At 67.9% G+C, this 22,386-nt stretch carries 21 protein-coding genes; 8 read left to right on the top strand and 13 right to left on the bottom strand.

Going from position 1 to position 22,386, the window contains the following annotated elements; all coding sequences use genetic code 11:
* Positions 1 to 19 precede the first annotated feature (19 nt).
* On the top strand, positions 20 to 973 hold the full coding sequence (locus GBZ48_RS31280; protein ID WP_174474574.1) for an aldo/keto reductase: 954 nt from the start codon (positions 20 to 22) through the stop codon (positions 971 to 973).
* A gap of 9 nt (positions 974 to 982) precedes the next feature.
* Here GBZ48_RS31280 and GBZ48_RS31275 read toward each other — a convergent pair whose 3' ends face one another.
* The 3 genes from GBZ48_RS31275 to GBZ48_RS31265 all read right to left on the bottom strand — a co-directional run bounded on the left by GBZ48_RS31275 (position 983) and on the right by GBZ48_RS31265 (position 5,522).
* A complete protein-coding gene (locus GBZ48_RS31275) occupies positions 983 to 2,353 on the bottom strand; it encodes a chloride channel protein (protein WP_174474573.1) in 1,371 nt (456 codons plus the stop codon).
* A 139-nt stretch (positions 2,354 to 2,492) separates the two neighbouring features.
* The gene (locus GBZ48_RS31270) at positions 2,493 to 2,687 is read right to left on the bottom strand and encodes a hypothetical protein (RefSeq protein WP_174474572.1); all 195 of its coding nucleotides are present in this window, start codon (positions 2,685 to 2,687) and stop codon (positions 2,493 to 2,495) included.
* A 579-nt stretch (positions 2,688 to 3,266) separates the two neighbouring features.
* Complete coding sequence (locus GBZ48_RS31265; protein ID WP_174474571.1) at positions 3,267 to 5,522, bottom strand: carbohydrate-binding domain-containing protein; 2,256 nt, start codon at positions 5,520 to 5,522, stop codon at positions 3,267 to 3,269.
* Positions 5,523 to 5,946: 424 nt separating this feature from the next.
* On the opposite strand from GBZ48_RS31265, the gene GBZ48_RS31260 reads away from it, so the two are divergent.
* Together GBZ48_RS31260 and GBZ48_RS31255 are read left to right on the top strand one after the other, a co-directional pair.
* A complete protein-coding gene (locus tag GBZ48_RS31260) occupies positions 5,947 to 6,432 on the top strand; it encodes an acyl-CoA thioesterase (RefSeq protein WP_246307586.1) in 486 nt (161 codons plus the stop codon).
* Between the two features lie 133 nt (positions 6,433 to 6,565).
* The gene (locus tag GBZ48_RS31255; protein WP_109453031.1) at positions 6,566 to 6,991 is read left to right on the top strand and encodes an Lrp/AsnC family transcriptional regulator; all 426 of its coding nucleotides are present in this window, start codon (positions 6,566 to 6,568) and stop codon (positions 6,989 to 6,991) included.
* Positions 6,992 to 7,033: 42 nt separating this feature from the next.
* Here GBZ48_RS31255 and pyk read toward each other — a convergent pair whose 3' ends face one another.
* From pyk to GBZ48_RS31230, 5 genes are all read right to left on the bottom strand, one after another.
* Positions 7,034 to 8,458 (bottom strand): pyruvate kinase, encoded by a 1,425-nt coding sequence (gene pyk, locus GBZ48_RS31250; RefSeq protein ID WP_174474570.1) that lies wholly within the window; start codon positions 8,456 to 8,458, stop codon positions 7,034 to 7,036.
* A 238-nt stretch (positions 8,459 to 8,696) separates the two neighbouring features.
* Entirely contained in the window at positions 8,697 to 8,888 is a 192-nt protein-coding gene (locus tag GBZ48_RS31245; protein WP_174474569.1) for a hypothetical protein, read from the bottom strand.
* 94 nt (positions 8,889 to 8,982) lie between these two features.
* Positions 8,983 to 9,906: a hypothetical protein gene (locus GBZ48_RS31240; protein WP_174474568.1), complete on the bottom strand. Its 924-nt coding sequence runs from the start codon at positions 9,904 to 9,906 to the stop codon at positions 8,983 to 8,985.
* Positions 9,907 to 10,150: 244 nt separating this feature from the next.
* The gene (locus GBZ48_RS31235; RefSeq protein WP_174474567.1) at positions 10,151 to 10,525 is read right to left on the bottom strand and encodes a 2OG-Fe(II) oxygenase; all 375 of its coding nucleotides are present in this window, start codon (positions 10,523 to 10,525) and stop codon (positions 10,151 to 10,153) included.
* A 67-nt stretch (positions 10,526 to 10,592) separates the two neighbouring features.
* A complete protein-coding gene (locus tag GBZ48_RS31230) occupies positions 10,593 to 11,534 on the bottom strand; it encodes a MurR/RpiR family transcriptional regulator (RefSeq protein WP_174474566.1) in 942 nt (313 codons plus the stop codon).
* A 209-nt stretch (positions 11,535 to 11,743) separates the two neighbouring features.
* Here GBZ48_RS31230 and GBZ48_RS31225 point away from each other — a divergent pair, with 209 nt between their 5' ends.
* The 5 genes from GBZ48_RS31225 to GBZ48_RS31205 all read left to right on the top strand — a co-directional run bounded on the left by GBZ48_RS31225 (position 11,744) and on the right by GBZ48_RS31205 (position 17,717).
* A complete protein-coding gene (locus GBZ48_RS31225) occupies positions 11,744 to 12,538 on the top strand; it encodes a transporter substrate-binding domain-containing protein (RefSeq protein ID WP_109449310.1) in 795 nt (264 codons plus the stop codon).
* A 34-nt stretch (positions 12,539 to 12,572) separates the two neighbouring features.
* Complete coding sequence (locus GBZ48_RS31220; RefSeq protein WP_109490606.1) at positions 12,573 to 13,247, top strand: amino acid ABC transporter permease; 675 nt, start codon at positions 12,573 to 12,575, stop codon at positions 13,245 to 13,247.
* The gene (locus GBZ48_RS31215) at positions 13,240 to 13,890 is read left to right on the top strand and encodes an ABC transporter permease subunit (protein WP_174474565.1); all 651 of its coding nucleotides are present in this window, start codon (positions 13,240 to 13,242) and stop codon (positions 13,888 to 13,890) included. The genes GBZ48_RS31220 and GBZ48_RS31215 overlap by 8 nt, the downstream gene beginning before the upstream one ends.
* A complete protein-coding gene (locus GBZ48_RS31210) occupies positions 13,877 to 14,656 on the top strand; it encodes an amino acid ABC transporter ATP-binding protein (RefSeq protein ID WP_281362514.1) in 780 nt (259 codons plus the stop codon). Before GBZ48_RS31215 ends, GBZ48_RS31210 begins: the two co-directional genes overlap by 14 nt.
* 679 nt (positions 14,657 to 15,335) lie before the next feature.
* The gene (locus GBZ48_RS31205) at positions 15,336 to 17,717 is read left to right on the top strand and encodes a cellulase family glycosylhydrolase (RefSeq protein ID WP_174474564.1); all 2,382 of its coding nucleotides are present in this window, start codon (positions 15,336 to 15,338) and stop codon (positions 17,715 to 17,717) included.
* An 85-nt stretch (positions 17,718 to 17,802) separates the two neighbouring features.
* Here the strand turns inward: GBZ48_RS31205 and GBZ48_RS31200 are convergent, their stop codons facing one another.
* From GBZ48_RS31200 to GBZ48_RS31180, 5 genes are all read right to left on the bottom strand, one after another.
* Complete coding sequence (locus GBZ48_RS31200; RefSeq protein ID WP_174474563.1) at positions 17,803 to 18,648, bottom strand: isocitrate lyase/PEP mutase family protein; 846 nt, start codon at positions 18,646 to 18,648, stop codon at positions 17,803 to 17,805.
* A gap of 110 nt (positions 18,649 to 18,758) precedes the next feature.
* On the bottom strand, positions 18,759 to 19,937 hold the full coding sequence (locus tag GBZ48_RS31195) for a hypothetical protein (RefSeq protein WP_174474562.1): 1,179 nt from the start codon (positions 19,935 to 19,937) through the stop codon (positions 18,759 to 18,761).
* 243 nt (positions 19,938 to 20,180) lie between these two features.
* Positions 20,181 to 20,945, bottom strand: a complete 765-nt coding sequence (locus GBZ48_RS31190) for a polysaccharide deacetylase family protein (protein ID WP_174474561.1) — start codon at positions 20,943 to 20,945, stop codon at positions 20,181 to 20,183.
* Positions 20,942 to 22,087, bottom strand: coding sequence for a glycosyltransferase family protein (locus GBZ48_RS31185; RefSeq protein WP_174474560.1), 1,146 nt, complete (start codon positions 22,085 to 22,087; stop codon positions 20,942 to 20,944). Before GBZ48_RS31185 ends, GBZ48_RS31190 begins: the two co-directional genes overlap by 4 nt.
* Positions 22,084 to 22,287, bottom strand: a complete 204-nt coding sequence (locus tag GBZ48_RS31180) for a hypothetical protein (RefSeq protein WP_246307585.1) — start codon at positions 22,285 to 22,287, stop codon at positions 22,084 to 22,086. The genes GBZ48_RS31185 and GBZ48_RS31180 overlap by 4 nt, the downstream gene beginning before the upstream one ends.
* Between the last annotated feature and the right edge of the window lie 99 nt (positions 22,288 to 22,386).

Below are 22,386 nucleotides of genomic sequence, written 5' to 3'. Positions count from 1 at the left end.
CTTCAAAGGAGACGATGCAATGGATCAACGCCAGCTTGGTCATAGCGGCCTGACGGTGTCCCCGCTCTGCTTCGGCGGCAACGTGTTCGGCTGGACCGCCGACGAGGCCACCTCCTTCCGGCTGCTCGACGCCTTCGTCGATGCCGGCTTCAACTTCGTAGACACCGCCGACGTCTATTCGGCCTGGGCGCCCGGCAACACGGGCGGCGAGTCCGAGACGATCATCGGCACCTGGATGAAGAGCCGCGGCAACCGCGACCGCATCGTGCTGGCGACCAAGGTCGGGTCGGAGATGGGGCCGGGGAAGAAGGGGCTGTCGCCCGCCTGGATCCGGACGGCGGTGGAGGACTCGTTGCGCCGGCTCCAGACCGACCGCATCGACCTCTACCAGTCGCACTGGGACGATCCCGAAACCCCATTCGAGGACACGCTCGGCGCCTACAAGGAGCTGATCGACCAGGGCAAGGTCCGGGCCATCGGCGCTTCCAACCTGACCGCACCCCGCCTGCGCGAGGCGCTGGAGGTCAGCGCCCGCACCGGCCTGCCCCGCTACGAGACCCTGCAGCCGGAATACAACCTCTACAGCCGCGAAGGTTACGAGGCGGAGCTGGAGGGGATTTGCCGGGAGAATGGGCTGGGCGTCATCAATTACTATTCGCTGGCCGCCGGCTTCCTGACCGGCAAGTACCGCTCGGCGGACGATGTCGGCAAGAGCGCGCGCGGCAACGGGGTGGTATCGAAATACCTGAACGAGCGTGGCCGGGCGATCCTGGCGGCGCTGGACGAGGTCGCCGGCCGGCATGGGGCGACTCCGTCACAGGTGGCGATTGCCTGGCTGATCGCGCGGCCGGGCCTGACCGCCCCCATCGCCAGCGCCTCGAAGCCGGAGCAGATGGGCGACCTGATCGCCGCTGCCGCTCTGCGGCTGGAGGCCGACGACATCGCGCAGCTGGACCGGGCCAGTGCTTATTGAGGCGTTTGCTCACGGCGAGGGGATCGCCGCCGCCTTGGGCGGGGCCGGCTTGCCGGCCTCGTCGGTCCGCAGCACCGCCAGGAAGGCGTCGGCCATGGCGTGGTAGACCGAGTGCGGGCAGACCAGCCGCGAGAGCGTGGTGGCAAGCGCGGCGCTCAGCATCAGCGGCAGCAGCATGTCGGGCGACGCGCTCATCTCCGTCACGATGACGACGGCGGTTAGCGGCGCCTGCACCACGCCGGCGAAATAGGAGACCATCGACAGCAGCACCACCGCCTCCAGCGAGCTGTCCGGCAGCAGCCCGCCGATGATGGAGCCGATGCCCGCCCCCACCGACAGCGAGGGGGAGAAGATGCCGCCGGGGATGCCGCAGATGCCCGACAGGGCGGTCGCCAGCAGCTTGGCCGGGGCATAGTACCAGGGCAGGGTCTCCACCCCGTCGAGCACGGCGCGGGCCTGCTCGTAGCCGGTGCCGAAGGTCAGGCCGCCGGTGGCGGTGCCGATGACGGCCAGGGCGAGGCCGCAGCCGAGTGCGACAAACACAGGATGGCGGCCAATCCGTCCGCCGAGGCCGCAGCGGATCCAGCGCGACAGCCACAGCAGCAGGCTGCTGAAGCCGCCGCCGGCCAGCCCGCCGACGAGGCCGGTCGCCAGCACCGCCTTCCAGTCCTGCCAGCTGGCCGAGGCGGCGGTGTGGCCGAAATAGGCGTAGTTGCCGAGCAGGGCCACGGCGACCAGACCGGCCGCCACCACCGCCACCAGCACGAGGCCGCTGGTCCGCCGCTCGAAGCTGCGGGCCATCTCCTCGATGGCGAAGACGATGCCGGCCAGCGGCGTGTTGAAGGCCGCGGCGACGCCGGCCGCCCCGCCGGCCAGGATCAGCCCGGGCTCCCGCCCCAGCCCGGCGAGGGAGCCGGCCATCAGCATGATCGAGGCGCCGACCTGCACCGTCGGCCCCTCCCGCCCGATGGAGGCGCCGCAGGCCAGCCCGACCAGGGTCAGCAGGATCTTCCCCACGGCGATGCGCGGCGACAAGAGCCGGCGCTTGGCCGCCGGATCCTGGACATGGCGGGCGGCGATGGCCTGGGGAATGCCGCTGCCCTGCGATCCCGGCACCACCCGCAGCGCCACCCAGGCCGAGACGGCCAGACCCAGCGGGGTCAGCAGGAAGGGCAGCCAGGGCGATGCCGCCTCCGCCAGCCGGAACAGCTGCTGGGCGTAATCGGCGGCGCGGGCGAACAGCACGGCGACCAGACCGACCACGCCGGCACCGGACCAGAACAGCAGGCGCCGACGCCAGTTCCTGGGCGACATCCAGACATGGCGGGGGCGGCGCAGCCGGTGGGGCAGCGGGTGGTGCAGGCGATTGGCAGAAGGCATTGGACGGGCCGGAAGCGGGGGGAACAGACGGGTGAAACGGCGGGACGCCGAATTTAGGTCCGTTCTTTTCCGCAGAACCAGCGGCAGTCATGCAGATCTGGGGTCACGCGGGTCCAGGGGCACGCGTGAAAATCGGGCATCAGCGGCGGACGACGGTGACCGGCTGGGACCTAGAAGCGGAACGGCTGCTGCGCGAGGCGATGGCGGCGCCTTGCAGGGTCTGCTGGCTGCGGCGCTTCTGCGCCTGCTCGACCTCGCGGCGGAAATTGGGGCCGAGAGCCTCGTAGGCGGCCTTCAGCTCCGGGTCGTTCATCCAGATTTCGCGGCGATCCATGGTTTCCTCTTATATTGGCTGGCCGCCGGCCGGATGCCGGACAGACCTGCGGCATGCCGCCCTTGCAAATATTTGCATCGCGGGCGGGTCATCCGGCGTTTTTATCAGGATGACGCCCACGTTCCTTTTGGAAGGCGGGAGCGGCGTGACGACTGACAGGTTGGGGCGGTGAGTCTTCACTTCAAGATACGCCCGGTGTCAGATCGGGCGACTTTTCGAAAGCCATAACGCCCTGTCCGCCCCAAGGTTCCAGCCGGAGTCTTATCGGCCGCAGGTGATAGGTCTGGGGGTGTGTCGGATCTTGGATTCCCCTCTCCCGTCCCGGGAGAGGGAAGGGGCCCGCCGCGCAGCGGTGGGAAGGGTGAGGGGCGATCCAAGGAACCATGCGGTTCAGCAGCTTTGCCCTACCCCTCACCCTCCCCGCCTTCGGCGGGTCCAAGGCCGCTCGCAAGTCTCGCGACCGCGTTCCGCCTACGATCACCTTCGGTGCTCGTCCGGCCTATGGCCGTCGGCTCTGCGCCCTCTCCCGGGGCGGGAGAGGGCTCTTATCGCCGCCCTGTTCGTCGTGGGACGGCAGGATCAGGCGTGCAGCAGGCCGATGTCGCTGAAGGGGATGTGGTCGAAGCCCATCCCGTAGACCGGCGAGTTCGACGCCAGGCTGAAATCGTCGGCACCCGGATTGACGAAGGCCGGGTTCAGGATCACCGAGCCCTTGTCGTAGCCGGCGGCCTGCCAGTTCGACAGCGTGCCCCAGGCGCCGCTCGACATCACCTGCGGCCAGGCGTCGAACTCCTTCTCGGCGGTGTTCAGGCTGCTGTAGAAGTTGTTGTGGAGGTTGCCGACATTGGCCGGGCCGTAGATGTGGACGGCCGTGCCCTCGCGCACGTCGATGACGTTGCCCGAGATGTCGTTGCTGGTCATCGTGTGGCCCTTCCAGCCGCTCCAGGCGACATCCTGCTGGAGGCCGATCTGGGCGCCGCTGTTGCCGGCGATGACGTTCTCGGTGACCGTGTTGTTCCAGCCGCCATGCAGGAAGACGCCGCCGATGTTGTCGTGGACGACGTTGCCCTTCACCGTGGTGCCGCTGGTCCAGTCGTCGAGATAGATGCCCCAGCTCGCCACGCTGCTCGACGGGTTGGTCGCGGTCGTGCCGGACACGTCGTTGTTGATGACGGTGTGGTTGGCCAGATCCTGCTGGCGGTTGATCAGGTAGATGCCGCCGCCGTCGTTGGATTCGAGGTTGGCGTTGATCACCTTGTTGTAGGAGATGGTCACGCGGTAGGCCGCGTCGCTGCCGTCCGTCTGGACCGAGCCGACGGCGATGGCCTTCTCCGGCGAGTTCTCGATCTGGTTGTGGGTGACCTTGACGTCCGAGCTGCCGTTGATCCAGATGCCGGCATCGCCACGGTCGGCGGCGTTGGGGTGCCGGATCAGGTTGTCGGAGACCAGCGTGGCGTTGGAGCCGGCCTTGACGAAGATCGACTCCGCGCCGGTGTTGTCGAACTGGTTGCCGGTGACCTTGCTGTTGGCGCTGTTCTGCACCGTGATGCCGTAGCCGCCGCCCTTGATCACATTGTTGGCGAAGGTCAGGCCGGCCGCGTTGTCGGCGTAGACATAGTGGCCGCCGACGACGCCGTCGGCGAAGGTCAGGCCCTCGATGGTGACGTTCTTGGCGCCGCCGAGGCCGAAGGACACCGTGGCGTTGGAGCCGCCGTGGATCACCGCCTTCTCGCTGCCGTAGCCGACGAAATGCACGCCGCTGTCCTGGCCGTCCAGCCACAGCCCGTTCTGGCGGTAGTCGCCGCCGCGGATGTAGGTGGTGTCGATGTTGGGGTCGGCGCGCATGGCCAACTGGGCCTTCTGCAGCGTGGCGAAGGGACCGTCGGTGCCGTCGGCGTTGGGCGCCGCCAGCTTGCCCGACCAGCTGTCCTTGCCGTTGGTGGCGACGTAGAAGGCCGGACCGGTCGGGGTGGGGTTGGTCGGGGTGGTCGGCGTCGTGGGGGTGGTCGGGGTCGTCGTGGTGCCGGCCGGGAAATCGGAGGCCGGGGCGTTCACCACCAGCGTGCCGTTCCACCACATGCCCTTCTGGCCGGCCACCACATCCTTGCCGTCGAGCGCGCCCTTGTCATAGCTGACGGCGCTGTCGGTCGCGGCATATTTGTGGCCGTTGATCGAGATGCTGTTGACGGTCAGGCTGCGGTCCTGGCCGTTGACCACCGCATCGTTGTCGTACTGGATCTGCACCTTGTGCGCGACGCGGTCGGCGACGTCGGTGGTGAAGCTGAAATCCTTGGCGGCGGTGCCGGCGGTGCCCTCGCCGATCTGCTTGCCGTCGACCAGCACCTTGAAGTGGGCGTTGACGCCGCCCGCCGGGGTGCCGGAGGCGTTCACCACGATGGTGTCCTTGGCCGTCGTGCCCGCTGCGGGGGTCGCGGCGGCGGCGGTGGGAAAATAGCTCTTGTCGGCGTTGACGACCAGCGTGCCGTTCCACCACAGGTTCGACTGGCCGGCGACGACGTCCTTGCCGTCCAGCGCGCCCTTGTCGTAGCTGACGATGCCGGCGGTCGGCGCGATCGTCTTGCCGCCGATCGAGATGCTGTTGACGGTCAGGCTGCGGTCCTGGCCGTTGATGACGGCGTCGTTGTCGTACTTGATCTGCACCTTGTGCGCGACGTCGCTGGTCAGCACGGGCGTGAAGACGAAATCCTTCGCCGTCGTGCCGGCGGTGCCCTCACCCACCTTCTGGCCGTCGACCAGCAGGGTGAAATGGGCATTCACGCCGCCTGCGGCCTTGCCCAGGGCGTTCACGACGATCTTGGTAGCGGAAGTGGCCATCGGTTCGGTGTCCTCGCCTGATGTGCCCGTCTGCCTTGGCCGTTATTTGGGGCCGGCTTTCGGGGCCTGATGTCCGTTTTGGGCCTGAACCCGGATGCGGGACGCAGGATGGCGGGGGGCTGGGGGATCTTTGTGTGATGTTTGCCCTAAAAAGAGCGGAATCCGCGACAAATTGCGGACATCCGGGCCGGGGGGCGGTTGCGGCCGTTGTCGTGATTGCAGTGCAGCATTTCCGCAACAGCGCGGGGTACGAAACTTGCGGATTTCCCTTATTGATGAAGGAAGCCGTTGAACGAAAGGTGCTTTTCCCGGATTGTTTGGGGTGACTACAACTATTTGCCGCCGGAACGAGGCGCGGCGACCGCAAGGCAGCAGGCACCCCCATATGTCAGGCGACCGGAGCGGAACAAGGATTGACCGAGAGATGCACGAGTACAGCGAGCGGACGCGCCGCACCGAAGACCACCCCGGCCACCGGCCCCTGCCGGCGGGCTGTTTCCGGATGCAGCGGCTCATTCGCTTTTCCCACTGCGACCCGGCCGGAATCGTCTATTTCCCGGTCTATTTCGACATGTTCAACGGGGCGGTGGAGGACTGGTTCACCCAGGGGCTGGACATCGACTATGCGACGATGATCCTGCAGCGCCGCCTGGGCCTGCCCATCGTGCATGCCGAATGCGACTTCGTCATTCCCAGCCGGATGGGCGACACGCTGACGCTGGGCGTCCTCCTGGAGCGGCTGGGCCGCAGCTCCCTCCAGCTGCGCATCAACGGCGAGCATGAGGGGCAGGTCCGGCTGTCGGGCAGCCTGACGGTGGTCACCACCTCGCTCGACGATTTCGCCGCCGTGCCGATCCCGGACGACATCCGGGCGGCCATGAAGCGCTATCAGGCGGGCTGCGAGGGGTAAGGGGGCCTGGATTTTCTCCCTCTCCCGCCTCTCGCACAAACTTTGTTTGTGCTGACGGCGTCAGGCGGATCGAAGATCCGCTGAGAGCCCCGGGAGAGGGCTTTACAAGTGCCTTCCTTCCGTGACGGATTCCATGGACGATTTCGACCGCCGGCTGATCGATCTGTTGACGGTGAACGCCCGCACCAGCACGGCGGCGCTGGGCCGGGCGCTGGGGCTGTCGCGCTCGACCGTGCAGGACCGCATCGCCCGGCTGGAGCGGCAGGGCGTGATTTCCGGCTATACCGTGAAGCTGGGAGACCCGGCGCCGCGGCGCGGCGTGTCGGCGCTGGTGATGATCAGCGTGAATGCCCGGCTGGCCGACCGCGCCGTCCATGCCCTGCGCAAGATGCCGGAGGTCCTCCGGCTGCACAGCATCAGCGGGCAGTACGATCTGTGCGCCACCGTCGGCACCGAAACCCATGACGCGATGGACGCCGCACTGGATGCCATCGGCCGCCTGCCGGGGGTAGAGCGGACGATGTCGTCCATCGTGCTGTCGACGAAGATGGAACGGTAAAAGCCAGCGGAGCGGCGGGGGTGCCGCCGCTCCGCTGCGGCCTTACGCCTTGCCGTCCATGTGGATGACGCGCAGGTTGTTGGTGGTGCCGGCCTGGGCGAAGGGAATGCCGGCGACGACGACCATGGTGCCGGTCTTGCCGGCCAGCTCCTCGGCCCGCCCGATGGCGATGGCGCGGTCGACCATCTCCTCGTAGGTGCGGATGTCGTCGGACAGCACGCTGTGGGCGCCCCACAGCAGGCAGAGCCGGCGCGACACCGCGGTGTCGGGGGTGATCGCCAGGATCGGCACCTCCGGCCGCTTGCGGGCGATGCGCGCCGCGGTGGTGCCGCTGGAGGTGAAGGCGACGATGGCCGAGGAATGCAGGGTGTCGGCCAGATCGGCGGCGGCGGCGGCCACGGCGTGGGGTGGCGTGTGCTCTTCGCCCGGATGGGTGGCCTGGATCAGCGAGCGGTAGAGCTTGTGCTGCTCGGTGGAGCGGATGATGCGGTCCATCATGGTGACCGCCTCGACCGGATACTGGCCGGACGCCGATTCGGCCGACAGCATCACCGCGTCGGCGCCGTCATAGATGGCGGTCGCCACGTCCGACGCCTCGGCCCGCGTCGGGGTCGGGGCGGAGACCATCGAATCGAGCATCTGGGTGGCGACGATCACCGGCTTCACCGCGAGGCGGCAGGCGCGCACCAGCTCCTTCTGGCGGCCGGGCACGTCCTCGTGCGGGATCTCGACGCCGAGGTCGCCGCGCGCCACCATCACCGCATCGGACAGGCGGATGATGTCGTCGATCTTCTCCAGCGCCTGCGGCTTCTCGATCTTTGCCATGATGCCGGCGCGGTCGCCGATCAGGCCGCGGCCTTCCAGGATGTCGCCCGGCTTCTGCACGAAGGACATGGCGACCCAGTCGACGCCCAGCTCCAGCCCGAAGGCGAGGTCGGCGCGGTCCTTGGCGGTGAGCGGCGACAGGTCCAGGATGGTGCCCGGCAGGTTGACGCCCTTGCGGTTGGAGATGGTGCCGCCGACGACGACCTTCGCCTCGATCCAGTCGTCGCCCAGCTCGGTCACCTCGACGCGGACGCGGCCGTCGTCGATCAGCAGATGGTGGCCCGGCATGATGGCGGCGAAGATTTCCGGGTGCGGCAGCGGGATGGCGCGCTTGTCGCCGTCGCTGCCCTGGAGCACGAAGCGGATCTGCTCGCCGGTGGCCACCGCGATCTTGCCGTCGCGGATGGTGCCGACGCGGATCTTCGGACCCTGGAGATCCTGAAGGATGCCGATGGGACGGCCGACCTCGGCCTCCAGCTCGCGGATGGCGCGGTGGACCTTGGCGTGGTCGTCGTGGGTGCCATGGCTGAAGTTCAGCCGGAAGGTGTCGACACCGGCCAGGAACAGGGTCTTCAGCATCTCGGGCGAGTTGCTGGCCGGTCCGACGGTGGCGACGATCTTGGCGCGGCGATGACGGCGCATGTGGTTCCGGCCGCGGGGGCCGTCCTCTTTTGGCTGGGCCGTCCGGTGCGCCGCCGGGGCGGCCACCATGGGAGGACGGCGTGGTGACTGGTCAGCAGCGCGGGCGGCGGGGACGGGCAGCCGTTCGGGGCAGCCCGTCCCCGCCGCCCGCGTGCCATACCAGGGTGTCGCGATTGCCGCCGGAAAGCAAGGCGGCAGGCAGGGGATGGGGAATGGACCGGGGAGAAACAGCGGGCGGTCAGCCGCGCGCCCTGGTCAGCAGCCACCGCATTGCCGCATCGGCCGGATGGGTCAGGGCGAAGAGGAGCGCCGAGCGGACGATTTGCAGTGCCGACGGCGAAGCGCCGGGCCTGACCCGGATGTCCGCCTCCAGCAGGCCGACGATGCCGACGAGCAGATAGGCGCAGGTGCAGAACCACAGGAACGACATGAGGCCTCCAGTCGGAGACGTCATGTCACTCCCATGGTTAAGGATGCCCTAACGCCGGATTTGCCGGCCGGGATTCGCCGGCCGGCACCGGGCGTCAGTCGGTGACGACCAGGCGGTCGCGCCGCTGGGTGCCGATGCGGCCGCCGATCGCGGCGGCCAGGGCGCCGAGCAGCAGGGCGACGGTGCCCCAGATGCCGGCGGCGGACAGGGTGTTGCTGGTCGCCTTGGCGGCGTTGGTCGCCGTCTCGGCCGCCTGCTGCTTGGCCGACCCGAACTGCTGTTCGAGCTGCTGGAGACGCTGGCGCGCCTGATCCTCGGGGATGCCGGCCTGCTGGGAGACGATGGAGACCGCCTGCTGGCGCGCCTGGTCGGCCTCGGGACCGCCGGCGGCCATCTTGGTCAGGGCGCTGAGCAGCTGCGTGCGGGCGTCCTCGCCGCTGCGCTGCTGGTCGGCCGGGCGCAGCAGATCCTCGGCCTGCCGGCGCAGATCCTCGGCCGACAGCCCGGACGCGCGGGCGACCTCCGGAACCGCCTGCTTCACCGTCTGGGCGACGCCCGAGGTGGCGCTGCCCAGCGCGTTGAACGCGCCGCCGGTGATGCTGCCCAGCGTGGTGGTGACGAGATAGGCGCTGATCAGCAGCGCGAAGGCCCAGGTCAGCAGACCGTGGATCAGCCCGTCGCCGCGGGTCGGCACCCCGGCGAGCCGGGCCGCGACATAGCCGCCGACGCCGAGCGCCAGCATATAGCTGACCGTCCACCACAGCCCGGCGCTGATCCCGAAGGAACTCGCCTGCGGCAGGGCATCGCGTCCGGCGCCGGGATCGATGGCCGTCATGCCGATGCCCAGCCCGAGCATGCTGAGGAGCAATTGGATCGCCAGGGCAAGGACGACGCCGGCAAAGACGCCCGCCCAGGAGACGCGGCGATGGACTCCTGGCCTCACCTCCACATCGCTGGCAAGGACTGTGCGGCGTGGTCCGGAGTCGGGCGACGAGTAGGCACCGTGCTGTGTGATCATGCTCAAGGTCCTTAAGCCTGGAGGGGACGCAAAAGACTGGAGTCTCCGATTTCCAGGGTCGCAAATGATCGATCCTGGACTGTGGATATCGGGCACTCTTCACGCCTTGAACATCATGCCAGCAGCAAAAGTTCCTCGCGAAAACAGCAGGTTCTGGAGGGCTGGAAACGCGATAAGAAACCGGATTCATTTTGTGTATACAGTGCGGAAGCGAAGCGAACAATTATAATTCCTTCAAAAGAAATTATATTTCCCCGCTCTTTCCTGTGCCGGGTGCTTTGCGCAGCCAGCCGAAGGACAGGACCAGGCGTTCGCCGACCCCCTCGGTCACGCGGTGCGGATGGAGGTCTGGACGGAAATACTTGATGCGCGGCCGGTCGATGATCGCCTCGTCGCACAGGAACAGGCCGCCCGACGCCGGCTGGCGCAGGATGATGTTGACGCGGTGGTGCTCGAAGCCGTCCGGCGCCGGGTCGACATGCTCGTCCAGCCCGCTGGTCGTCGGATAGCGCAGCAGATAGCAGTCGAAGCGCAGCCGGGCCGAGCGGGCCAGCAGCATCTTGAAATAGTCCCTGCCGCCATTCTCCTGGCGGCCGCGGTCCCACCGCAACCAGGCCATCGCCCTGCTCCCGACCGTAAATCGCGCATCCGGCGGATGCTATCCGAGCGCAATCGCGACGCGAGAGTCACAATTCGCCAAGCCGGTCATGCAGATCCTCGATGGCGCGGATGCGGGCGCGGCCGGCCTCGCCGGTCAGCGGGATCAGCTCGGCGGCAAGCGCGTGGATCACCGCCAGGGCGGCGACATGGGTGTCCAGCGCGGCGAGGCTGCGCGTCTCGCAGCGGAAGGTCAGCGGCGGCGGCGGGGCCTCCAGGGTGGAATGGCTGTCGGCGATCAGGATGGTGGGGATGCCGCGCTCCCCCGCAATGCGCAGCAGACGGACGATGGCCGGCGGGCGGCGGCGGATGCCGACCAGGAACAGCAGGTCGCCCTGATCCAGATTGCCGGGGCCCAGATCGCCTGAACCCAGATCGGCCAGCGTCTCCGCCATCGTCTCGCCGGCCGCCGCCAGCTGGTGGACCTCGCCGCGGACCTGGATGAACTGCCAGCGGGCATAGCCGGCCAGGAAGGCGCTGTTGCGGGCGCCGCAGACCCAGATGCGCCGGGCGTCGGCGAGTGCGCGGGCCGCCCGCGCCAGCATCGCCGGGTCGGTCTGGCGGGCGGTGGCGGCGAGCGCCTCCGCGCTGCGCTGGAAATGCGCGTCGAGCGGCGCGGGATCGCCGTCGGAAACCGCCGACGATGCGGAGACCGGGCCGCCGGGCGGCAGCAGGAACAGCGGCGAGCCCCAGTCGCCGCCGCGCCGGGCGGCCAGACGCGCCGCCTCGAAGCCGGCATAGCCGAGCCGGCGGACCAGACGCGACACCGTCATCTTCGACACGCCGGCCCGGCCGGCCAGCTCGGTCGCCGAATAGCCCGACAGCTCGCCCGGACAGGCGAGGATCACATCGGCGAGCTGTCGCTCCATAGGGCTGAGGTCGCCGTAGCGGTCGCGGATGCGGGCGGTCAGCGACGGTTCGCCTCCCTCCGGTCCATCCGGGGCCTGTGTGGCGTGAGTTGCCTGTTTCATGGGCTGATCGCCTCTGGGCTTCGGCATTTGCACAAAAAATGGAATTCCGGGCTGCAACCAAAGCGGTGTTACATTTGTAACGGTTCCTTGCGTTGACGGGATAAGCGTAACATTCCCGCGCCTTTGCGGCACACCCGAATTCGTAGGACGAAAGTGGCACATGGTTTGAAAAGGAGGGTCATCGTCTTTCGGTTCGGAGATCAGGTGCCATGCGGTTCGCGAAGATTCTGGGTGCTCTCGGCCTTGCCACGGCGGTTCTGGCCGGCGGTCTTGCCCCGACCCATGCAAAAGCCGACGCGCTTGAGCGCATCGCCAAGGAAAAGGTGCTGCGCGTCGCCGTCCCGCAGGACTTCCCGCCCTTCGGCTCGGTCGGTACCGACCTGAAGCCGGTCGGCTACGACATCGACGCCGCCACCCTGATCGCCAAGGAAATGGGTGCCAAGGTGGAGCTGGTGCCGGTGACCAGCACCAACCGCATCCCCTATTTGACCACCGGCAAGGTCGATCTGGTGATCTCCAGCCTGGGCAAGAACGCCGAGCGCGAGAAGGTCATCGACTTCTCCACCGCCTACGCCCCCTTCTACAACGGCGTCTTCGGCCCCGACGACATCAAGGCCGAGAAGGTCGAGGATCTGGACGGCAAGACCGTCGGCGTCACCCGCGGCTCGGTCGAGGACATCGAGCTGTCGAAGATCGTGTCGGACAAGGTGACCGTCCGCCGTTACGAGGACAACAACGGCACCATCTCCGCCTTCCTGTCGGGTCAGGTGCAGCTGGTCGCCACCGGCAACGTGGTCGCCGCCGCCATCTTCGAGCGCAACCCGCCGCGCCAGCCGATCCTGAAGTTCCTGGTCAAGAACTCCCCCTGCTTCGTCGGGCTGAACAAGAACGAGGGGCCGCTCTTGGAGAAGGTCAACGCCATCATCGCCAAGGCGAAGGACGACGGCTCGTTGAACGACATTGCCAAGAAGTGGCTGCACGCGCCGCTGCCGAAGGATCTGTGATCGCTTCACCCTTCCACCGGCACGGGACCGCATCATGGCCTACAGTTTCGATTTCTCGTCCCTGCTGGACTACACGCCCGTGCTGGTGGACGGGGTGGCGACCACCGTGGCGCTGACCGCGGTCAGCACGGTGCTGGGGGTGGCGCTCGGCATCGGCGGGGCGGCGGCACGGACCTCCAGCGTCAAGCCGCTGGCGGTCGTCGTCGGCGCCTATGTCGAGCTGATCCGCAACACGCCCTTCCTGGTCCAGCTGTTCTTCATCTTCTTCGGCCTGCCCTCGCTGGGCATCCGGCTGGCGGAATGGCAGGCGGCGGTGCTGGCGATGGTGATCAATCTCGGCGCCTATTCGACCGAGATCATCCGCGCCGGCATCGAGGCGACGCCGAAGGGCCAGATCGAGGCCGGCGCCAGCCTGGGCATGACCGGGCCGCAGATCTTCCGTTACGTCGTGCTGGGGCCGGCGATGGCGAAGATCTGGCCGGCGCTGACCAGCCAGATCGTCATCGTCATGCTGGGCTCGTCGGTCTGCTCGCAGATCGCGGCGGAGGAGCTGAGCTTCGCCGCCAACTTCATCCAGTCCCGCAATTTCCGGCCCTTCGAGGTCTATTTCCTGGCGACCGCGCTGTATCTGGCGCTGGCGGTGGCCTTGCGCTGGATCTTCAGCCTGATGGGGCAGCGGATGTTCGCCAAGGGGGTGTCGCGTGCTTAACTTCACCCTGTGGGACATCCTGTCCAACCTGCTGCTGGCGGCGCGCTGGACGGTGCTGCTGTCGCTGATCGCCTTCGTCTCCGGCGGGGTGGCCGGGCTCCTGCTGCTGGTCGCCCGCGTGTCGCCGGTGCCGCCGCTGCGCCTCGCGGCAAAGCTGTTCATCGAGGTGTTCCAGGGCACGCCGCTGCTGATGCAGCTGTTCATCGTCTTCTTTGCATTGCCGCTGATCGGCATCGAGACCTCGGCCTGGACCTCGGCCGCCGTCGCGCTGACGCTGTTCACCGCCGCCTATCTCGCCGAGATCTGGCGCGGCTGCGTCGAGGCGGTGCCGAAGGGCCAGTGGGAGGCGTCCGCCAGCCTCGCCATGAATTTTCCCGAGCAGATGCGCCACGTCATCCTGCCGCAGGCCCTGCGCATCGCCGTGCCGCCGACCGTCGGCTTCTCGGTGCAGGTGGTGAAGGGCACGGCGGTGACCTCCATCATCGGCTTCGTCGAGGTGACGAAGGCCGGGACCATGATCACCAACGCCACCTTCCAGCCCTTCCTGGTCTATGGGCTGGTCGGGCTGATCTATTTCGCCCTGTGCTACCCGCTGTCGCTGTCGGCCAAGGCGCTGGAAAGGAAGCTCAATGTCGCCCGTTAAGACGTCCCCCACCGGCCGGCCGGCCACCGGAAGGCCATTGGTGAAGCTGTCGGCCATCCGCAAATCCTTCGGCCCGGTCGAGGTGCTGAAGGGTGTCGACATGGCGGTCGAGGAGGGACAGGTCGTCGCCATGATCGGCCGCAGCGGTTCGGGCAAGAGCACCCTGCTGCGCAGCATCAACGGGCTGGAGCGCATCGACGGCGGCGTGATCGAGGTGGACGGCGAATGCGTCGATCCCGGCCAGATCGATCTGCGGGCGCTGCGCCAGAAGGTCGGCATGGTGTTCCAGCAGTTCAACCTGTTCCCCCATCTGACCGCCGGCGAGAATGTGATGCTGGCGCTGAAGGTGGTGAAGAAGCAGGACAAGGCCGCCACCCGCGCCGCCGCGGAATCGGCGCTGGCCAAGGTCGGGCTGGGCCACAAGTTCGACGCCTACCCGTCGCAGCTGTCGGGCGGCCAGCAGCAGCGCGTCGCCATCGCGCGGTCTCTGGCGATGGCGCCCAAGGTGCTGCTGTGCGACGAGATCACCTCGGCGCTCGACCCCGAGCTGGTGGCCGAGGTGCTGGGGGTGGTGCGCAAGCTGGCCGAAGAGGGCATGACGCTGATCCTGGTGACGCACGAGATGCGCTTCGCCCGCGAGGTCTGCGACCGGCTGGTCTTCATGCATGGCGGCCGCATCGCCGAACAGGGACCGCCAGCCGAGCTGTTCGACCGGCCGTCCACGCCGGAACTGGCGCAGTTCATCGGCATGGTCGAGGCGCGCTGACCGGCGCGTCGCCCCCCTTCCCTCTTCTCCCCTTTTCCTGACGCCGGGGTCCGGCCGCTGTTGCGGTCCGGGCGCCCGGCGTTTTGCATTTCCGGACGGCTGGCTCCAGGCCGGGAGGCGCCGGCGGCCTGCCCATCGCCGGCTGCCGCTGTCCAAAAGGAATATAAGCTTATAAAAAATCTCTTAACGCTTTGCCCGCAGGCCGGTGTGGCCTTACAAGCATTAACTTTTTTGCGGGTGAAAAAGGTCGTTTGCGAATTTGTCTTACCCCCATGGCTGTAATTCTGCGTGCTAGGTTTCTATCAATCCAGTCCCCGGATGGATCAGTATATATGGCTTACATCCGGCATCATCTCGCGAGATTTTTGAAAGAATGATGCGCAGGCATGGTCGTGTCCCCGAGTGAAACCGTCTATGTCTTTCGAGATCAACTTTCCAATATGACGTGGTTTAAAGCGGATATTGGCTCTTTCAAAAGAAGACTGTGTACAGGATCGAAAATCCTGTGACCATGATGGGATATAGTTCGCTGGCCTATTGCAGGGGCCTTGACCGGGCCTGTGACGATCTGGGCCAAATTTGCCACAAGGTTCGAGAAAAGTTAACCGGATTTGGAAAGGTTTCGTTAACCATTGGAGCCCCAGCATGGCTTCAACGCAACGGACATAGGATCGAAGTCATGAGCACGACCAACCAGCCGAGCAAGATTGTCGTCAACGCCTACGGCCAGTCCCAGGATGGCGTCGCACCGCATTTCAAGCTGCTGGTGGATGGTCAGGAGGTCGGTTCGGCCAATGCGGCCGACGCCTCGTCGAAGGCATACAGCTTCACCGCCGACCTTGCAGCCAACACGGCGCACAAGATTCAGGTCGTTTACGACAACGACACCGCGACCAGCGCCTATCGTGACCTTTACGTCCAGTCGATCGAGGTCAACGGCCACACGCTGAAGCCGACCGACGCCATCTACGAACGCTATGACGATGCCGCCCCGGCGCCGACGCAGGCCGGCCAGGAAGCCATGTGGTGGGACGGCGCGCTGACCTTCAGCACCCCCGCCAACTACTACGGCGGCGCCCAGACCGCCGCCCCGGCCGCTCCCGCCATCCCCGCCGCCCCGGCCGCCGGCACCGCGCAGAACGTCATCACCGTGAACGCCGCCGGCAGTGCCGCCGCCGGTGAGGGCGCCCACTTCACCGTGCTGGTCGACGGCAAGCAGATCGGCGAAGGCACGGCGACCAGCACCGACGCCAAGGATTACAAGTTCACCGCCGACCTGACGCAGGGCGCCGCCCATTCGGTCGAGGTGAAGTACGACAACGACGCCGTCATCGACGGCACCGACCGCAACCTGTTCGTCCACAGCGTCAGCGTCGACGGCAAGTCCGTCGCGGCGACCGACGCCGCCGTGTCGGTCCAGCGCACCGCCGACGGTGCCGAGCTGGGAGCGACCACCGACCTCTATTGGGACGCCACGCTGACCGCCAAGCTGGATGCCAGCCATTTCGCCGCCTCCACCAGTTCGACCGGCGGCTCCACCGACGCCGGCAAGGGCGGCACCAGCACGGGCGGGTCCACCGGCGGTTCGACGGGCGGCTCCACCGGGGGCAGCACCGGCGACAGCTCGCTGTCGCTGAAGGTCGGCAACGTCACGGTGGCCGATCCGGGCATGGTGCAGAGCAGCAGCACGATCAACGGCTTCCTGCACACCAACGGCAACCAGATCGTCGACGAGAGCGGCAACAACGTCCGCCTGACCGGCGTCAACTGGTTCGGCGGCGAGGGCTACAACTACGTGCCGTCGGGCCTGTGGGCGGACAGCTACCAGCACCACATCGACAGCATGAAGGACCTGGGCTTCAACGTCATCCGCCTGACCTGGGCCGACGACATGTTCGACAGCACCGCGGTCACCAACGGCATCGACTATTCGAAGAACCCGGACCTGAAGGGCCTGACCCGGCTGGAGGTCTATGACAAGGTCATCGACTATGCCGGCAAGAGCGGCATCAAGGTGATCCTCGACCACCACCGCAACGACGGCGGCGCCGGCACCAACGAGCACGGGCTGTGGTACACCGACAAGAACCCGGAATCGAAGGTCATCGAAGACTGGAAGATGCTGGCCAAGCATTATGCCGGCAACGAGGCGGTGATCGGCGCCGACCTGCACAACGAGCCGAGCGTGTCCGCCACCTGGGGTGACGGCAACCAGGCCACCGACTGGGCCGCGGCGGCCGAGCGCATCGGCAACTCGATCCAGACCGTCAACAAGGACTGGCTGCTGCTGGTCGAGGGCACGGAGTGGAGCAGCACGCTGGCCGGCGTGAAGACCCATCCCATCGAGTTCGACACCCCCAACAAGCTGGTCTATTCGCCGCACGCCTACGGCCAGAGCGTCGGGCAGTTCAGCTGGCTGTCGGATCCGAGCTATCCGGACAACCTGCCGGCCCAGTACGACAGCATGTGGGGCTACATCTACAAGAACAACATCGCCCCGATCCTGGTCGGCGAGTTCGGCGGCCAGATGACCAGCGCCGCCGAGCAGACCTGGGCCAGCACGCTGATCAAGTACATGAACGGCGACTGGAACCTGGACGGCAAGAGCGACCTGGCGGCCGGCCAGCAGGGCATGAACTGGACCTACTGGGCCTGGACGCCGGAATCGGGCGATGTCGGCGGCCTGCTGCAGGACGACTACAAGACCGTCGATCCGACCAAGATGAACATCATCAAGGCGGGCCTCGCCGCCAACTCCGGCAACTCCGGCACCGTCGCCGGCAGCGACGAGGCGGTCTTCACCGTGCAGCTGGCCAAGGCGGTCACCACCGCCACCACCATCGAGTATGCGACCGAGGACGGCACCGCCAAGGCCGGCACCGACTACACCGCCGCCCATGGCAGCCTGACCTTCCAGCCGGGCGAGACCACCAAGACGGTCTCCGTCCACATCAACGGCACCAACACCAACGACGGCACGGAGAACTTCCTGCTGCACCTGACCCACGACAACGCCAACCTGGGCACCGCCACCGGCTTCATCACCGACCACGCGGCGTAAGGCGCAGCTTCTCTACCGCACACCTCCATCGCACTACCGGGCCGGTCCGCGTCGTCACTGACGCGGACCGGCCTTTTTTTGTTTGTCAGCTCTGCCGGCCGTCCCGGCCCCGTGTCCGGAAGAAGCCGTTCAGGGCGTCGAACGGCTCGGCCTCGGCCAGCGCGTCGAACCGGCCTTCGTCGGCCAGCATCCGCGCCGCCCGCAGGAAGCCGCCCCAGGCGGCGCGGCTGAGCGCGCTGCCCAGGCTGATCCGCCGCACGCCGAGATCGGCGATCTGCGCCACCGTCAGGCCGATCGGCGCCGAGACCAGCAGATTGAGCGGCTTGGGTCCCACCGCCTCGACCGCCGCCCGGATGGTTTCCGGCGTGCGCAGGCCCGGCGCATAGAGGACGTCGGCCCCCGCCGCCGCATAGGCCGGCAGCCGGCGCATCGCCTCCTCGACGGCGGCCGGATGGTCGACCAGCACGGCTTCGCAACGGGCGGTCAGCAGCACGCCGGTTCCGCGCAGGGCCTCCGCCGCCGCGGCGATGCGCTCGACGGCCAGATCGAACTCGTACAGCGGCTTCGTCGGGTCGCCGGTGGCGTCCTCCACCGACAGGCCGGCGACGCCGGTGTCGGCGCAGAGCCGCAGGTTGCGGGCCAGCCCGTCGAGGTCATGGGCATAGCCGGATTCGAAGTCGGCGTTCACCGGCAGGCCGGTCGCCCGGACGATGCCGGCGATGTGGGACAGCATGTCCGCGCAGGGCACCGCCCAATCGGTGTCGGGAAGCCCGCAGGAGAAAGCGAACCCCGCCGAGGTGGTCGCCAGCGCGCGGAAGCCGAGATGCTCCAGCATCAGCGCGCTGCCGACATCCCACGGGTTGGGAATGACGAAGCAGCCGTCCTTATGGAGGTCGGCGAAGGCGGCGCGGGTCTGCTGGCGGTCGGTCATGACGGGTCTATCCTCTGGAACGGCGGTGCGGAGTTGATGCGGAATAAGGCGGCGCTCCGGCGTCGGACCGCAGGCGCCGCCCGTCCCCGCCCCTTCCGTCCGGCCCGTCCTCAGGCGGCGAACAGGAAGTTGTCGGCGGTCAACTGGCTTGCCTGGACATTCTGCAGCTTCACCGTATCCGATGCCGAAAGCACGATTGTAAGGTCGTTGCCCTCCGCGACCATCGTCAAATCGGCCATCGAGTGCAGGTCGCTGAACTGCCCGATGGCGAGCCGGTCGCCGCCGGCACCGGCCTGGAAGTCGCCGATGACGTCCCAGCCGTCGCCATGGCCGAAGATGAAGGTGTCGGTGCCGCCGCCGCCCAGCATGTAGTCGTTTCCGCCATAGCTGATGATCAGCTCGTCCCCGACACCGCCGGCGAGGAAATTGTTCTGGAATGTGCCGACGACCTGTGCGGGGGCATCGTCGTTGCTGATGGCGACGTCGGTCGTCTCCGACGGGTTGACGGCATAGCCGTCGGACGGGTTCTTCAGCGAAACCTGGAAATGCTCCTTGGAATATTCGCCATTGTTGTCGGCCCACAAGGGCAGCCGGATGACGGCCCTGCTCTGGCCGGCCTCGAAGGTCACCGAACCGGCGAGGGCGCTCTGCCCGCCGACGAAATCGTTGGCATCCGCCCGCTGGCGCAGATCGCTGGGGCCTCCGGCGAAGCCGACGGACCAGTCCACGGTCGCGCTGCCGGACAGATCGCCGGTGCGGGTGACCGGCACCTCGACCATGGTGGTGCCGCCGCCGCTGCCTTCGATGACGGTCATCGCCGTTTCGTTGAGGTAGATGGCATTGCCCGACGGGGCGTCGTGTTCCGGCGGATCGAGCAGCAGGCCGTACCAGCCGGAATCCACGCCGGTCTTGAACTGGGACAGGCTCACCCCCTCCAGGCGGATGGAGGAGTCCGGGGCCAGCGTGATGATCGTGTCGCCGCCGTCGGCGGTGGCGCGGGCGAGGACGTCCGCGCTGGTCTTGATGTCGGAAAAAGCGGTGAGATCGAGCGTGTCCTTCTCGCCGCGCATGTTGCCGTAGAAGTCCGCGATGACATCCCAGCCGTCGCCCGGACGGAAGACGAAGATATCGTTTCCGCCATTCCCGACCATGTAGTCGTTGCCGCGCCCGCCGATGATGATGTCGTTGACCTGATAGTAGGTGGCGTAGGCATTACGCCCGGATATATAATCACCCTCGTCGGAGCCGTTGATATAAGGAAGGCCGGCCTTCAGATTATTGATGATCACTTTCGTTTCCTCTTATATTTGCTTCGTGGGGATCGTCATGGACGATGCGGTGTGAGCCGCGCCCGACTACCGGAGCTTGAGGATCGACTGCGGTTGCATTCTTTTCAAAAGCGTATCGGACTTACCGTGGAGCGTATTGGGGCGCACGGCACGTTCTGGTGGTGGTCATGCTTTTGTCGGAGGGGCGTTCCGAAAGATGCCGGAACATTCTCTCTCCACCTGCGACAGGCCCCTGCGGCCTCGTCACACCAACCGGCCGACTCCCAATTTGCCGATGGCCGGCCATTCCAGCGCGGGATGGTCGGCAAGCCGGTCGAGCAGACGGTCGAACAGGTCCCAGATCGCCGCGTCGTGGACGCGGTGGTGGGTCAGCAGGCCTATGGGCTCGGCGGGATTGCGCCGGCCCTCGCGGCGGTCGCGAAGTTCGCGGCACAGCAGGTCGAGCAGGGCGTCGAGCGGCACGGCGGAGCGGCTGCCGCGCCAGTCGATCAGGTCGAGGTGGGTGTTGATCCAGGCGATGCCGTCATGGGGCGCTGGCGACGGGCCGAAGGCCGAGACGGCGCGGTAGCCGGATGCCGACAGGCAGGCCGGCATGTCGGCGGCCATGCGGTTCCAGGGCGGGACGAACAGCGGCAGCAGGCGGTCGCCGAACAGGCCGCGCAGGGTGGACAGGCCGCGCCCGGCCTCGGCCTGCCGGATTTCGGGCGAGCGCTCGGGGCCGAACTCGCACTTCTTCCGGCCGGGGGCGGCATGGTCGGTGTGGGACCAGCCATGGACCAGCGGGGTTACGCCTGCATGGTTGGCGATGGCTTCGGTGAGCGACGGTTCGGCATCCGCCGGGATGACGGCGAGGCCGAGCGGGATGCCGGCCTGGGCGCAGCGGGTCAGCAATCCGTCGAGTTGCGGGCTGGCGGCGACCGCATCGTCGTCGCGCAGCCACAGGGGGCAGCGGCGGCCGAGGCCGGTCCAGCGCGCCAGCTCGTCTTCTACGGCGGTCCAGTTTGTCATGATGTCTTCTCTGCCAGCAGGGCTTCGACGATCTCGACGCTGCGCGCCGCACCGGCCAGCGAAGCGGGGCTGAGCGGCGGGATGCGGGCGCCCAGCACGGACTGCAAGGCTCGGGCGAGGCTGTCGGGGGTGAGGTCGGCCTCGCGCAGGGTGGCGATGCCGGGCTGGCGGGCCAGGATGGCGGCGCGGATGGTCTGCTCGACCTCCTTGCCGTCCTCGAAGGGGCAGAAGACGCTGGGCACGCCGGCCGTCAGGCAGTCGAGCGCGGTGTTGTAGCCGCAGCGGCCGACGCTGGCCGATGCCCGGCCCAGCAGGGCGCGGAAGTCGGGGCGCACCGGCTCCACCAGCAGCCGGTCAGGCGGGGCCATGGCGCGCAGCCGGTCGGCCAGCGCCGCGTCGCCCTTCGCCACCAAGAGGCGCCAGCGCTGCGGCAGAGCGCCGGAGGCGGCGCAAAGCGCTGCGGCCTCGAAGACCGGGCGGCCGACCGGACCGCCGCCGGCGGTGACCAGGATTTCGCCCTGCCCGTCCGTTCCGTCGTCAGGGACGGGCGGCGGAGGCACGACGAAGCCGGTGTAGCGCAGCAGCGGCATCATCGCTCGCGTCAGCGGCCAGCTGTCCTCCAGCGGGATCAGGGCGGGATCGGAATGGACCAGCACGCCGTCATAGAGGCGCAGCAGGCGGGCTTCGGTCTCGGCCACCCGCTTGAGCTTGGAGGGCGGGGCCAGGATGTCGCGGACCGAGGCCAGCGTCAGCGGTGGCTGCTGCAGGGCGCGGGCGCGCTCCAGCAGGGCGTCGAACTCGGCGGCCAGCGCGCGGCGGCCGAAGGGGAAGAGTTCGGTGATCAGCACGTCGGGGCGGAGGCTGTCGAGCAGGCCGGTCAGCATCGCCCGCCGGGCGGCGAACAGGCCGGCATCGGCGGGGGTGCCGTCGGCGCCCAGCAGGGTGGCGAAGTCGGCGCCGTCGCTCGCCAGCGAGGGCAACTGGTGCAGGGTGGCGGTGCCGATTTCGAGATGGGGGGCGGGACGGCCGCCGCTGGCGACATCGACGCGCCAGCCGCGGGCGGTGAAGGCCTCGGCCAGGGCCAGCGCGCGGCTGAGATGGCCGGTGCCGAGCAGATGGGTGACGGCGATCAGCAGCCTCATGACAGGCGTTCCCCCTCCGCGGGCCCGGCCGGGCGGAGCGTGCCGTCGGCGGCGAGACTCATGGCGTAGAGGCGGTTGCGCTTGACCGGCACCGGCGGCGGACCGCGGAAGTCCCAGCCCCAGGCGAGCGCCAGCGCGACGCGCATCACGCCGATGTGGGTGACGACGAGGTGGGGGGGGGGGTGGTCCCTGGGGGGCAACCGCCCCTCCCCCCCCCGGGGGGGGGGGGGGGCCGCGCCGGAGGCGGGGGGGCGGTGCCTTTTACCCGCTTGCAGTGCCCCGCAAGAAGGCGGGGGCGG

The sequence above is a fragment of the Azospirillum melinis genome, assembly GCF_013340935.1.
Classification (GTDB): Bacteria; Pseudomonadota; Alphaproteobacteria; order Azospirillales; family Azospirillaceae; genus Azospirillum; species Azospirillum melinis.
The sequence above is the reverse complement of the archived record's forward strand: the minus strand, read 5'-3'. Positions and strand labels throughout refer to the sequence as shown.

Bases quoted from the DNA above. Each gene is read 5' to 3' on its own strand.
- GBZ48_RS31280 (WP_174474574.1), top strand. From the start codon at position 20: ATGGATCAACGCCAGCTTGGTCATAGCGGCCTGACGGTGTCCCCGCTC.
- GBZ48_RS31275 (WP_174474573.1), bottom strand. From the start codon at position 2,353: ATGCCTTCTGCCAATCGCCTGCACCACCCGCTGCCCCACCGGCTGCGC.
- GBZ48_RS31270 (WP_174474572.1), bottom strand. From the start codon at position 2,687: ATGGATCGCCGCGAAATCTGGATGAACGACCCGGAGCTGAAGGCCGCC.
- GBZ48_RS31265 (WP_174474571.1), bottom strand. From the start codon at position 5,522: ATGGCCACTTCCGCTACCAAGATCGTCGTGAACGCCCTGGGCAAGGCC.
- GBZ48_RS31260 (WP_246307586.1), top strand. From the start codon at position 5,947: ATGCACGAGTACAGCGAGCGGACGCGCCGCACCGAAGACCACCCCGGC.
- GBZ48_RS31255 (WP_109453031.1), top strand. From the start codon at position 6,566: ATGGACGATTTCGACCGCCGGCTGATCGATCTGTTGACGGTGAACGCC.
- pyk (WP_174474570.1), bottom strand. From the start codon at position 8,458: ATGCGCCGTCATCGCCGCGCCAAGATCGTCGCCACCGTCGGACCGGCC.
- GBZ48_RS31245 (WP_174474569.1), bottom strand. From the start codon at position 8,888: ATGTCGTTCCTGTGGTTCTGCACCTGCGCCTATCTGCTCGTCGGCATC.
- GBZ48_RS31240 (WP_174474568.1), bottom strand. From the start codon at position 9,906: ATGATCACACAGCACGGTGCCTACTCGTCGCCCGACTCCGGACCACGC.
- GBZ48_RS31235 (WP_174474567.1), bottom strand. From the start codon at position 10,525: ATGGCCTGGTTGCGGTGGGACCGCGGCCGCCAGGAGAATGGCGGCAGG.
- GBZ48_RS31230 (WP_174474566.1), bottom strand. From the start codon at position 11,534: ATGAAACAGGCAACTCACGCCACACAGGCCCCGGATGGACCGGAGGGA.
- GBZ48_RS31225 (WP_109449310.1), top strand. From the start codon at position 11,744: ATGCGGTTCGCGAAGATTCTGGGTGCTCTCGGCCTTGCCACGGCGGTT.
- GBZ48_RS31220 (WP_109490606.1), top strand. From the start codon at position 12,573: ATGGCCTACAGTTTCGATTTCTCGTCCCTGCTGGACTACACGCCCGTG.
- GBZ48_RS31210 (WP_281362514.1), top strand. From the start codon at position 13,877: ATGTCGCCCGTTAAGACGTCCCCCACCGGCCGGCCGGCCACCGGAAGG.
- GBZ48_RS31205 (WP_174474564.1), top strand. From the start codon at position 15,336: ATGAGCACGACCAACCAGCCGAGCAAGATTGTCGTCAACGCCTACGGC.
- GBZ48_RS31200 (WP_174474563.1), bottom strand. From the start codon at position 18,648: ATGACCGACCGCCAGCAGACCCGCGCCGCCTTCGCCGACCTCCATAAG.
- GBZ48_RS31190 (WP_174474561.1), bottom strand. From the start codon at position 20,945: ATGACAAACTGGACCGCCGTAGAAGACGAGCTGGCGCGCTGGACCGGC.
- GBZ48_RS31185 (WP_174474560.1), bottom strand. From the start codon at position 22,087: ATGAGGCTGCTGATCGCCGTCACCCATCTGCTCGGCACCGGCCATCTC.